Consider the following 12,203-nt stretch of genomic DNA (forward strand, 5'->3'; position numbering starts at 1 on the left):
AGAGGGCAGAGGCCCACGCGCCTCAGCGCTGCCGTCGCGCCATTCCTGGCGGGCATTCTGCGTTGCGGCCCGCTGTGGCACACTCCCAATCCTCGGATGCAAACATGCTCGTTGAGGAGGAAGCATGGCGGAACGCAAAGGCTGGTGGAAGCCGGAAGCGCCCTGGCCCGTGCCGGCCGAGGGCGGCAAGCTGGTTGCCATTACGGGCAAGGCCTTGATCGACGGCAACGGCGGCGCGGTGGTGAAAAATCCCGTGATCGTGCTCGAAGGCAAGCGGATCAAGGCGGTGGGCGTGAAGGGCAAGGTGCAAATCCCGGCCGGCGCCGAGACCATCGACGCTTCCAAGTACACCTTGATGCCTGGCCTGATGGACTGCCACGTGCACACCGGCATGTTCAATTGCATGACCTTCCATAACCATCGCGTAGCGCAGTGGGAGGTGATGCCGCACCTGCAGCAGATGTATGCGCTGTTCCACGCGCAGAACTGCCTCGACATGGGCTTCACCACGCTGCGCGACCTGGGCATGAATTCGAGCCGCGGGCTCTTCACCCAGGAGCTGTGCGCGGTGCGCGATTCCATCAACGCCGGCATCGTCGAAGGTCCGCGCATGCTGATCGGCGGCTTCACCACCATCACCGGCTCGCATCTGGATCTCATCCAACCGCGCGCGATGCCCCGTTCGGGCTTCAACAACGGCGACGGACCCTGGGAGCTGCGTAAGCTCGCGCGGCTCAACATCCTGTGGGGCTGCGACATCGTCAAGACGTGCGCCTCGGGCGGGGGCGGGACCGACAAGGAAGAGCCCGACATCCGCAACATGTGCCAGGACGAGATCGATGCCATCGTGGACGAGGCGCATGCCTTCCACAAGCCGTGCGCGGTGCATTGCTTCACCGTGAGCGGTCAGCGCATGGCGCTCAAGGCCGGCGCCGACACCATCGAGCACATGGTGTTCTCCGACGACGAGACCATCGACATGATCCGGGAAGCCGGTGTGGCGGTCACGCCGACGCTGGCGCATCGCACCGACCATGCGATCGAGCTGCGCCGCCAGCTGGGCACTTCGCCGTTCGTGCTGAACAAGCTGAAGAAGCTGCAGCCGCACTGCTACAACACGTTCCAGAAGATGTACAAGGCGGGCGTGAACATCGCCATGGGCACCGACATGGGCTTCGAGCCGCATTTCGGCGATAACGGCTGGGAGCTCGAGGTCTACGTGGGGCTGGGCATGACGCCGATGCACGCGATTCAGACCGCGACCAAGAACGGGGCCGAAGCGCTGCGCCTGGAACATGACCTCGGCACCATCGAAGCGGGCAAGCTCGCCGACATCGTTGCGGTCGACGGCGATCCGCTGGCCGACATCCGGGTCATCCAGGAGAAGAAGAATATCGCTCTGGTGCTGAAGGAAGGCCGCGTATGCGTCGATCGGCGGCCGGGCAAGAGCAAAAACGTGGTGCAGGCAGCCGATTGGCAGAAGATCGATAACCTCTGAGCGCGCACGGCTGGCACTGCCGGCGCAAACGCTGTAATGTCGGCGGGCTAAGTGATGATACTCGGGAGACGACGATGAGAGTTCACGCGGCAGTCATCACTTTGGCAGCTGCTCTATTCGCCACCGCTGCCAGCGCGCAGGACAGCGGCACGCTGAAGAAGATCCGCGAGGCCGGCAAGGTCGTCATTGGCGTGCGCGATTCCTCTTCGCCGTTGTCTTATACCCTGGGCGCCGGCAAGTACACCGGGTTCCACGTCGAGGTCTGCCAGCGCGCGATCGACAACATCAAGACGGCGCTGAAGCTGTCCAAGCTCGAGATCGAGTACATGCCGGTCACATCGCAGAATCGCATCCCGCTGATGGAAAACGGCACCATCGACATCGAGTGCGGGTCGACCACCAACAACCTCGCGCGCCAGAAGCAGGTGGCTTTCGCGCTCACCACCTATATCACCGAGGTACGCATGGTGGTGAAGGCGGACTCGAGCATCACCTCGATCAGCCGGTTGAAGGGTCGCAACGTCGCCACCACCACCGGCACCACCTCGGTGCAGCATCTGCGCAAGCACCAGCGCGCCAAGGTCGTCGACTTCAACGAGATCTACGGCAAGGATCACGCCGACTCGTTCCTGCTGGTCGAGTCCGGCCGCGCCGACGCGTTCGTCATGGACGACAACATCCTCGCCGGCCTGGTCGCCACCTCGAAGAATCCGAAGGCGTTCAAGATCGTCGGCGAAGTGCTCTCGGTCGAGCCGATCGCGATCATGATGCGGCGCGACGATGCGCCCTTCAAGAAAATGGTGGACGATACGATCCGCCACCTGGTGAAGAGCGGCGACTACGAGAAGCTGTACAACAAGTGGTTCCTGTCGCCGATCCCGCCGCGCAATACCAGCGTGAATCTGCCGATGGGCGCGACGCTGAAGGCGGCGATCAAGAACCTGAACGACAAGCCGATGGAAGCGTACAACAAGTAATCGCGGCAACCGCCCGGCGCCGCGGCCGCAACTCGCGTGGGCTACCGGTGGGACTGGGAGGTCTTCCTCCGCGATACCGGCGGCGGCGAAACCTATCTCGACTGGATGCTGTCGGCCTGGGGCTGGACGCTCTCGGTCGCGGCCTGTTCCTGGATCGTCGCGCTGGCCTTCGGGGTAGTGATCGGGACGCTGCGAACGCTGCCCTCGCGCTTCGCGGTGGGCGTCGGTAGCGTCTGGGTCGAGCTCTTTCGCAACATCCCGCTGCTCGTTCAGATCTTCCTCTGGTACCACGTGGTGCCGGCGCTGGTGCCGCCGCTGCGCTCGGCGCCATCGTTCCTCCTGGTCGTGTTCGCGCTCGGCTTCTTCACGTCGGCGCGGATCGCCGAGCAGGTGCGAGCCGGGATCCAATCGCTGCCGAGCGGCCAGCGCATGGCCGGGCTCGCGATCGGTCTGAGCCTCCCCCAGACCTATCGCCACGTCATCCTGCCGATGGCGTTTCGCATCATCGTGCCGCCGCTCACTTCGGAGGCGATGAACATCATCAAGAACTCGTCGGTGGCGTTCGCGGTGAGCATCTCGGAGCTCACCCTGTTCGCGTTGCAGGCGCAGGAGGAGACCGCGCGCGGGATCGAGATCTATCTCGCGGTCACTACGCTCTACATGGTGTCGGCATTTGCGGTCAACCGCGTCATGGCACTCATCGAACGCCGCGTGCGCGTGCCCGGATTCGCGGGCGGGGGGCGCTGATGCTCGCGCTCGATCTGAGCCTCTTCAGCTGGGGCCTGTTCACCGACTTCATCCTCAAGGGCCTGATCTTCAGCATCGAGCTCACCATCGTCGCCATGCTGGGCGGCATCGTGTTCGGCACGGCGCTGGCGATGCTGCGCCTGTCGGGAACACGCTGGCTGGAGATTCTCGCGGCGGCGTACGTAAACGGCATGCGCTCGATCCCGCTGGTGATGGTGATCCTGTGGTTCTTCCTGGTGATCCCGTTCATTCTCGGGCGTCCGATCGGCGCGGAGCTTTCGGCGGTCATCACCTTCACCGCGTTCGAAGCCGCGTACTATTCCGAAATCATGCGCGCCGGCATCCAGTCGATCTCGCGCGGTCAGGCCTATGCCGGGCAGGCGATCGGACTCAGCTACGGCCAGAACATGCGCTTCATCGTGCTGCCGCAAGCGTTCCGCAACATGCTGCCGGTGCTGCTCACGCAGACCATTATCCTGTTTCAGGACACGTCGCTCGTCTACGCGATCGGCGCCTACGATCTGCTGAAGGGTTTCGAAGTCTCGGGCCGCAACATGAACCGACCGATCGAAGCCTACCTGCTGGCCGCGGTGTGCTACTTCATCATCTGCTTTTCGCTGTCCTACGTGGTGAAGCGCTTGCAGCGCCGCATCGCCATCGTCCGCTAGCGCGCTTCGTCAGATGCTGCGCGCTCGTTCCCTCACCCCCAACCCCTCTCCCGAAGGGAGAGGGGAGCGCGAAGCGTTCAGCGGCTGTTCGCCGCTTACCGGAATATGAACGAGGAAACGCATGGCCGCGATGATCGAGATCGAGAATGTGAGCAAGTGGTACGGCAGCTTCGAGGTGTTGCGCGAGTGCACGACCGCGGTTGCCAAGGGCGAAGTGGTGGTCGTATGCGGACCCTCGGGCTCGGGCAAGTCGACGCTCATCAAGTGCGTGAACGGCCTGGAGCCGTTCCAGCAGGGGCAGATATCGGTCGACGGCATCTCGGTCGGCGCGGCCGGTACGGACTTGCCGCGGCTGCGTGCCCGCGTCGGCATGGTGTTCCAGCATTTCGAGCTCTTTCCGCACCTGACGGTGACCCAGAACCTCACGCTGGGCCAGATCAAGGTGCTGCAGCGCAAGCCCGACGAGGCCCGCGAGCGGGGTTTGAGGTACCTGGATCGGGTCGGGCTCATCGCGCACAAGGACAAGTTCCCCGGCCAGCTCTCGGGCGGACAGCAGCAGCGGGTTGCGATCGCGCGGGCGCTGTCGATGGATCCGATCGCCATGCTGTTCGATGAGCCGACTTCCGCGCTCGATCCGGAAATGGTGGGCGAGGTGCTCGACGTCATGGTCGGGCTCGCCAAGGAAGGCATGACCATGATGGTGGTCACGCACGAGATGGGATTTGCGAGGAGCGTATCGACGCGCGTCGTGTTCATGGACGAGGGGCGCATCGTCGAGGATTGCCCGACCACGGAGTTCTTCGGCAGCCCGGAAGCGCGTAACGAGCGCGCGCGCTATTTTCTGTCCAAGATCCTGCAGTACTGACGGGGCGAAGATCCCGTCATGCCGTGTCACGATCCCCCGCGGCTTCCTGCGCAGGACCTCGGGCCATTTTGCCTGTGTGAATTTCCCGGTTGCCCGACATCGGGGATAGGACTAACGTAGCATCCCGTAAGCACGGTCTCATCGCAGTCGACGTCTTGCCGATTCCGCCGGGAATGCTCTGAACGGTCGAACGCAGCTCGGGGCATCCGGATGCCACCCGCAAAGGAGGATGTCATGGCATGCGCGCGCTTCGTTGCACCGTCGTTCACGCTCCTGTTCCTTGTGCTTTCCACCGACGCCGGCGGTGCCGTAGCGGGCGCCAGGCCTTATCCCACCAAGCCGATACGCGTCGTCATCGCCCAGGGCCCGGGCTCGTCGATCGATACCATGAGCCGCGTCGTCTTCAACAAGATGAGCGAGCTGCTGGGCCAGCAGATGATCATGGACAATCGCGTGGGCGCCGGAGGTACCATCGGCGGCGACATCGTGGCCCGGGCCGAGCCTGACGGCTATACCCTGTTCGCCTGCGCGACCGCATCGCAGGTGATCGGCCCGCAGATTTATACCTCCACGCGCCGGTACGATCCGTTCAAGGACTTCCGGCCGGTCTCGCAGTTCGCCGTAACGCAGAACGTGCTGGTGGTGAATCCCAAGACCCCGTTCAAGAGCGTGCAGGAGTTGGTGACCTTCGCCAAGGAGCATCCTGCCAAGCTCAACTGGTCCAATGCCGGCTCCGGCTTCCAGAGCCACCTCGCCGGGGTGTATTTCACCCACATGGCGGGCATCCAGGTGCTGCATGTGCCGTACAAGGGCGCCGGTCCGTCGCTCGCCGCCGCCGTGGCTGGCGAATCGCAAGTCACCTTCGTGCCGGCGCCTTCGGTGATGGGATTGGTGCGCAATGGTCAGTTGCGTGCGCTCGCGGTGGGCGGTGCGAAGCGTTCGTCGGTCGCGCCCGACCTTCCGACCGTTGCCGAAGCCGGCGTGGCGGGCTTCGACCTGGTGGGCTGGGCGGGACTGGCCGCGCCGAGCGGCATCGCGAAGCCGGTGTTCGATCGGCTGTACCGGACCTTGCATGCCGCCGTCGGCGATGCTCAGACGCGCAATGCCATGGTCAAGGCGGGCGCCGAGCCGCTGGTCGGCTCGCCGCAAGAGTTCGAAGCGCTGATTCGGCGCGATTGGAAAAACTATGGGGATGCGATCCGGGTGGCTGGATTGAAGCCGAACTAGGACGCAGCGACCTGCAGCACGGTCTTTCCCGCAACCCCGATACCTCTTTCCCAACGCCCCTCGCCCTTCAGGAGAGATTGGGGGGTGCGGGCATTGTGCGCCAGCTGTTTGCCGCGATAATCAACCGCTCCAACAGGAGCACCGCAATGGACGTCCATCGCTGGCCCAACGACAAGCGCATTGCCATCATCGTCAGCGTTTTGTTCGAGAGCTGGTCGGCCGGCAAGCACCCGGCGTATTTTCCGCGCACCACGCCACTCAAGCCCGGCGCCACCGATCTCTCCGCGAGCCGCTGGTCCGAGTACGGTGGCAACGAAGGAATCTGGCGCCTGGCAAGCCTGTTGAGCGAGCGCGGCATTCCGGCAACCGTGTTCTGCAACGCGCTGAGCGCCGAGCGCTATCCGGATGCCGTGGGTCATATCGTGAATTGCGGGATCGATGTCGCAGGTCACGGCTATGCGCAGGATCAGTACCTGCTCGATTTTCCCCCGGACGAGCAGCGCGCGTTGATTCGCAGCAGCCTCGATATCCTGGAGCGCACTTCAGGAACGAGGCCGGAGGGCTGGGTCACCCCGGTCTACGGCAACGACCGGCATACGACGCCGCTGCTGGTCGAGGAAGGCGTGAAGTGGCATTGCGATGCGCTCGACTACAGCCTGCCTCGGTTGGAGCAGACGCAGGCAGGTCCCATTGTCGCGATTCCCTGGTCGGAGTTCGTCGACAACCGTGTGCAGCGCCTCAACCCCCGCGCTTACTACGAAGTCTACGCCGACACGTTCGACCATCTTTACGCGCGCGAGCACGGCGCATTGCTGCATCTCGCGATACACGCCCACTACGGCGGCCGGCCGCTGGTGAGCGCAATGTTGCACAAGATTCTGGATCATTTCGGCCGTTTCGCGGGCGTGTGGTTCGCCCGCCATGGCGAGATCGCGCGCTACACCGCCGAGCAGGAGCTCGATCAGCCGCTGCTCACTGCGCACTTCCGCCGCTAGCAGATTTCAGTTCGCGTTCGCTCGGCGCGTGCGCGCTACCGCGCGCCCAATGCGTGCAAACAGGGCAGATGCACGCGCCGCCGCGCTGGCCGCGATGGTGACCGCTGCCCGTCTCGCATGCTGAATGACGAGCCAGACCACCTGGCCGCGCATTCGCCGCGCTTCCAGTTCGACGGTTTCATGCCGGATGCCGGCGGACATCGCGCGTAGCGCCTTCGGCTCGACGCGCGCCTTGATGTGGTCGATCTCCGTTGCGAGCGACAGAGCATTCTTGCTCCGGTATGGCAAGGGCCGTGTAATCGAGCAGCGCGACGGCTCCGAGCATTCCAGTACCGCATCGTGCGCAAGCGCATTGATCAGCACGATTCCAGGGCGGTCGATCGTGAACGTCTCACCGGCGCAAAGAATGCGGTCGAGCGGATCGCGTTCCTGCGTGAGCCACACCATGCCGCGCAGGCAGGCCACGCGATTGCCGGCGATCGCTTCGATGCGCATCAGACTTCCACGCCCCAATAGCGCGGATTGACGGTCCTTGCCAGAGTTCATGGTGCACCCCTTATGCATGCCGATCGGGAATGAATGCCACCGTCTGCCCTTCCATTCTTCTTCCATGGCGTACATGATGCGGTCGAAGCGATGCCCGAACAAACGTTATCTCGGAATCCGATGGATGCGCCATGGGAATGCATAAAGGCCGTTACGACTTGCCCCCGCTGGAACTGTTGCGAGGCCGCAGCGCGTCACCTGTCCTTCACCAAGGCGGGCGAAGAGCTGTTCCTGACCCAGTCGGCCGTGAGCCGGCAGGTGCAGGCACTCGAAGGCGCGCTCGGGGTGCGGCTGTTCGAGCGTAAGACGCGAGCGCTTCTCTTGACGGCGGCGGGACGAAGCGTCTATCGGACGGCGCAGGACGTCCTGGGGCGGATCGATGCGTCGACGCGCGCTCTACGCGGCACGGCCGACATTCGCACCATTACGCTTACGACCACGCCGGGCTTTGCGTCCCTATGGCTCATTCCGCGGCTTGCGCGATTCGTCAACGCGCACCCGGGCATCGACGTGCGCACTTCGGCCACCAACCAGCGGGTGGATCTCGAACGATCGGAAGTCGATATCGCCATTCGCTTCTGCACGCAGGAGTTGAACTCGGGCGGGCGGCGGCTTTTCGGCGGCCACGTCACCCCGGTGTGCAGCCCGCGCCTGATCGAGCAGTCGCAGCCGCTGGTGGCGCCGAACGATCTCAGACGTTTTCCGATTCTGTATCTCGACGATCCGCACGCCGGGTGGTTCGACTGGAGCCTGTGGTTTCACGCGGTGGGCCTGGTCGATTTCAACCCGGCGCGGAAACTTCACTTCAATCATTACGACCAGATGATCCAGGCAGCCGTGAACGCTCAGGGTGTCGCGCTCGGTCTCGACCCGCTGGTGCGGGAGCTCGTGCGGGACGGCAAACTGGTGACGCCGTTCAAGGACGCCGCGGTCCCTGCGCGTGCCTGGTATCTGCTGCGTTCGTCGGCCAGCGCCGACAAGGTCGATGTCGATGCGTTCGTGGCCTGGCTGATGGACGAGATTCGCGCCGACAGCACGAAGCCTCGGCACGGCTCCCGTGACAAACGCGCGAAATCGTCCCGTCGATCCTGAGCGGCTGATGCAGGTAGAATTCGAGGCAGCACGATGCAGACGACGCGCGCGGACTTGCCGATGCACGAGGCGATAGCGGCGCACGAGTGCAAGGGTTCCGTCATAGCGAGTTCATTTCGAAACCACGACACACGGGAGTGAGACCGATGCGATTCAATCGAGTCAAGAAATTGTGGCGCGAAGGCAAGCCCGCCGTTGGCGGCTGGCTCTCGATTCCGCATTGCTTCGCCACGGAGGTGATGGCGCACACCGGCCTGGATTGGCTCTGCGTCGACATGCAGCACGGCTGCGTGGATTACTCCGATGCCGTGACTATGCTGACCGCGATATCCACGACCGACGTAACGCCGTTGGTGCGCGTGCCGTGGAACGAGCCGGCCATGATCATGAAGGTGCTCGACGCCGGCGCCTACGGCGTTATCGTGCCGATGGTGAGCAACCGGGCAGAGGCCGAACGCGCAGTCGCGGCTTGCCGCTATCCACCCAAAGGCATGCGCAGCAACGGCCCCAATCGGGTACTGCTCTACGCGGGGGCCGACTACCAGAAGCACGCGAACGACGAAGTGATCTGCGCCGCGATGGTCGAGACCGCGGAAGGCATCGAGAAACTCGACGAGATCGCCTCCACGCCAGGGCTGGACGCGGTCTACATCGGTCCTACCGATCTCGCGCTCGCACTCGGCCTGCCGCCGATCATGGACAACGACGATCCCAAGCACATCGCGACGGTGAACCGGATCCTGGAAGCATGCAAGCGGCACAAGATCGTCGCCGGCATCCATACCAACAGCGCCAAGTTCACGCAGCGCTATATCGATCAGGGCTTCCAGATGGTCATGCTGGTGCCCGACCGCAATGCGATGATGAACTACGTCAAGGCCGAGGTCGGCAAGCTCAACGGCTGGTCACCGATGACGCCGGTTGCGCCGCAAAGCGCGGGCGGCTACTGAGGCACCACGCGCACCGATCACAACCGACAACCCGAGCGCATCACTGCCGCGCGCAGATCGTTCTTGGCTTGATGCGAAGTGCAGGGAGCCAACCGGGATTGCGGCCGCTGCCCGCGTAGGCGCCGCAATAAGCGATCGTGCGCCGGCGGCCATTGAAGTCGCACGCTGCTTCGGGCAGCGCTGCGATCAATTGCGCATCGATCCGCGGGCAGCGCAGACGTTCGTCTCTTGGATACGGATCGAACGGACGGTTCTGCTCGCCCGCGCTTAGCAACGCAACGGCCTCTTCATAACGAAAGATCGCGTTGTGCTCCTGCCTTTTACCCGAGATCGCATGCGCGGAGAACACCGCGTTCGAGGCAACGACTTGCGTATGTGTTGATGGTCCTTCCGACATGCGCACGACGATCGGATTCCCGCTCGCGATGATCGTGTTGAGAAGGATGCTCACCTCGCGCGGTACGTCGTTATGCGGCTGGATGTGAATGCCGGGACCGTAAGGGTTTCTCAGCACATTGTTATAGATGGCCACGTTGCCTTCGGCCTGGATGAGCGCTTCGTGCGGATTGTCCGCGATGAAGTTTCCGTACACGAGGTAGCGGTCCTGCGAGCCTTCGCCCTCGAGCGGCCAGTGGCCGAGAAGAAGATTCGGCCGCGCAGCCGGCCCGGGCGAACCGCCGGCTGCCTTGCTGAGCACGTTGTGCCGGATTACCGTGACGTGCCGGCCGCGCGGCGCGATGTCGAGCGCCGGCCGCGCACGCTGGTGCTTGATCTGGATCGCATAGCCGCGCGGGTCGGTGACGAGGTTGTATTCGATCACGCCGGCGTAGAAGGGAGCCGAGCCATCGGAATTGCCGAGGTACATGCCGGTGCCGGCGGCGTGGATGCGATTGCCTCGAATGATCCAGCCCCAGGCCGGACACTTGGTGGAGATGGCCACGTTCTGCTGACTCGCACCATGACCGACGATGGTAAGGTTCTCGAGCGTGATGTGATGCGCGTAGCTGGCGTGGCCTTCGGCCTTCACTGCGTCGACCGCGATGCCGCGGCCGTCGAGCGTCAGGTCGCGGATATGGATGTGACTGGAGTCGACAATGCTCACCGTGTTCGCGCCCGAGCGGGCAACGAATAGCGCCGGCTGCGAACCGGTCGGACCGCGGATCACGATGGGCGCTTGCGCGGTGCCGGCAAGGTGATGAATCCGCAGGCCATCGCGATACTGGCCCGGCGCGAGCTCGAGCGTATCGCCGGCCCGCAACGTACGAACCCGGTCGAGATAGGTTTCCGGGGTGGCTTGGATGACGCTTCCGGCCGCCGGTGCGAGCGTCGAGGCAGACAGGAAAAGTGCAAAAAGCAGAACGCGGGAGCGACGCATGCGCAAACTTAGCACTTCCTCCCGAACGTGGCATCAATGCAACCCACAGGTTGTGACTCGATACAACTGAGCCGCCGAATACCGACAGAAGAACGGAATATCGCTCGCGCGCTACGCAGAACCGCCTGGCGCCGCCCCGCTTAGCGATCGGACGGGTGCCGAAGCCGGTCGAGCGGGCTGATTGCACCCCGACCGCCCTTGTTCAGCACGTGCGTATAGATCATCGTCGTACTGACATCCTTGTGTCCGAGCAGCTCCTGTACCGTGCGGATGTCATAGCCGCTTTCCAGCAAGTGAGTCGCGAAGGAGTGCCGAAGCGCGTGCGGACTGACGGACTTTTCTATCTCGGCATCCAGGGCAGCCTGCCGGACCGCACGTTGGATGGCCTGCTCGCTGAGGTGATGGCGGCGACGCGCTCCGGATCTCGGATCCTCCGAGAACTGATCGGCCGGAAAGACATATTGCCAGCGCCACTCGCGTCCCGCCGACGGGTACTTTCGCCCCAGCGCGAAGGGCAGGTAGACCTCGCCCAGCCCGCGCGCCATGTCCATTCTGTGCAACTCTTGCACCCAACCCAGATGGGCGCGGAGCGGCCCAATCAGCGTCTCGGGCAGCATGGTAACCCGATCCTTGGCGCCCTTACCTTCGCGCACGAGAATCTCTCGTCGAGAGAATTCCACGTCCTTGACCCGGAGGCGCAAAGCCTCCATCAGGCGCATGCCAGTGCCATACAATAGGCGGGTTACGAGCCCGTGCACGCCATGAATGCGATCCAGAACCGCGGCCGCTTCCTGGCCGGTAAGCACGACAGGAAGGCGCTGCGGCCGCTTGGCCCCCTCGATATCGTCCATCCACGGCAGTTCGGTGGCCAAAACTTCCCGGTAGAGAAAGAGTAGTGCGCTCTTTGCCTGGTTCTGGGTCGAGGCCGCAACATTTTCATGGACCGCCAAGTGCGTAAGAAACCGGATCACTTCGGGCGCACCCATGTCGTTCGGGTGTCGTCGTGCATGAAATATGACGAAGCGCCGAATCCAATGCACGTAGGCCTGTTCGGTGCGTATACTGTAGTGCTTGAAACGAATACGATCGCGCACCTGATCGAGCAGGCGGGGCGGCTGAGCTGCCTCGGGCTCGCGCAGCGAATAGGCGAGGACTGCGGTTGATCGGCCGTGATACTGGTTGTACATACAGCTGAATGCTGACACTCCCGGACGCCTGCGTCAAGGCCGGTTTTATCCGTCCTAATGACGCAATTGAAGGCGT

Annotated in this window: 12 protein-coding genes; 9 read left to right on the forward strand and 3 right to left on the reverse strand. The window is 63.6% G+C overall.

The genetic code is table 11. The annotated features are described in order from the left end of the window. Window positions 1-124 precede the first annotated feature (124 nt). The 7 genes from GEV05_18645 to GEV05_18675 all read left to right on the forward strand — a co-directional run bounded on the left by GEV05_18645 (window position 125) and on the right by GEV05_18675 (window position 6,977). Entirely contained in the window at window positions 125-1,498 is a 1,374-nt protein-coding gene (locus GEV05_18645; GenBank protein MPZ45371.1) for an amidohydrolase family protein, read from the forward strand. A 74-nt stretch (window positions 1,499-1,572) separates the two neighbouring features. After that, the gene (locus tag GEV05_18650) at window positions 1,573-2,475 is read left to right on the forward strand and encodes a transporter substrate-binding domain-containing protein (GenBank protein MPZ45372.1); all 903 of its coding nucleotides are present in this window, start codon (window positions 1,573-1,575) and stop codon (window positions 2,473-2,475) included. 105 nt (window positions 2,476-2,580) lie between these two features. Then, on the forward strand, window positions 2,581-3,222 hold the full coding sequence (locus GEV05_18655; GenBank protein ID MPZ45373.1) for an ABC transporter permease subunit: 642 nt from the start codon (window positions 2,581-2,583) through the stop codon (window positions 3,220-3,222). After that, window positions 3,219-3,890, forward strand: coding sequence for an ABC transporter permease subunit (locus GEV05_18660; GenBank protein ID MPZ45374.1), 672 nt, complete (start codon window positions 3,219-3,221; stop codon window positions 3,888-3,890). Before GEV05_18655 ends, GEV05_18660 begins: the two co-directional genes overlap by 4 nt. A gap of 130 nt (window positions 3,891-4,020) precedes the next feature. Beyond that, entirely contained in the window at window positions 4,021-4,755 is a 735-nt protein-coding gene (locus GEV05_18665; GenBank protein ID MPZ45375.1) for an ATP-binding cassette domain-containing protein, read from the forward strand. A gap of 210 nt (window positions 4,756-4,965) precedes the next feature. Further along, window positions 4,966-5,982 (forward strand): tripartite tricarboxylate transporter substrate binding protein, encoded by a 1,017-nt coding sequence (locus GEV05_18670; protein MPZ45376.1) that lies wholly within the window; start codon window positions 4,966-4,968, stop codon window positions 5,980-5,982. A gap of 146 nt (window positions 5,983-6,128) precedes the next feature. Continuing rightward, entirely contained in the window at window positions 6,129-6,977 is an 849-nt protein-coding gene (locus GEV05_18675) for a polysaccharide deacetylase family protein (protein ID MPZ45377.1), read from the forward strand. A 6-nt stretch (window positions 6,978-6,983) separates the two neighbouring features. Here GEV05_18675 and GEV05_18680 read toward each other — a convergent pair whose 3' ends face one another. Beyond that, on the reverse strand, window positions 6,984-7,598 hold the full coding sequence (locus GEV05_18680) for a DUF2917 domain-containing protein (protein ID MPZ45378.1): 615 nt from the start codon (window positions 7,596-7,598) through the stop codon (window positions 6,984-6,986). Between GEV05_18680 and GEV05_18685 the strand changes: the two genes are divergently transcribed. Both GEV05_18685 and GEV05_18690 read left to right on the forward strand, forming a co-directional pair. Further along, window positions 7,557-8,615: a LysR family transcriptional regulator gene (locus GEV05_18685; protein MPZ45379.1), complete on the forward strand. Its 1,059-nt coding sequence runs from the start codon at window positions 7,557-7,559 to the stop codon at window positions 8,613-8,615. The genes GEV05_18680 and GEV05_18685 overlap by 42 nt on opposite strands. Window positions 8,616-8,761: 146 nt before the next feature. Next, window positions 8,762-9,565, forward strand: a complete 804-nt coding sequence (locus GEV05_18690; GenBank protein ID MPZ45380.1) for a 2,4-dihydroxyhept-2-ene-1,7-dioic acid aldolase — start codon at window positions 8,762-8,764, stop codon at window positions 9,563-9,565. A 40-nt stretch (window positions 9,566-9,605) separates the two neighbouring features. Here the strand turns inward: GEV05_18690 and GEV05_18695 are convergent, their stop codons facing one another. Continuing rightward, the gene (locus GEV05_18695) at window positions 9,606-10,940 is read right to left on the reverse strand and encodes a hypothetical protein (GenBank protein MPZ45381.1); all 1,335 of its coding nucleotides are present in this window, start codon (window positions 10,938-10,940) and stop codon (window positions 9,606-9,608) included. Between the two features lie 140 nt (window positions 10,941-11,080). Beyond that, window positions 11,081-12,127, reverse strand: a complete 1,047-nt coding sequence (locus tag GEV05_18700) for an integron integrase (protein ID MPZ45382.1) — start codon at window positions 12,125-12,127, stop codon at window positions 11,081-11,083. Window positions 12,128-12,203 lie beyond the last annotated feature (76 nt).

This window comes from Betaproteobacteria bacterium (assembly GCA_009377585.1).
Lineage (GTDB): Bacteria > Pseudomonadota > Gammaproteobacteria > Burkholderiales > WYBJ01 > WYBJ01.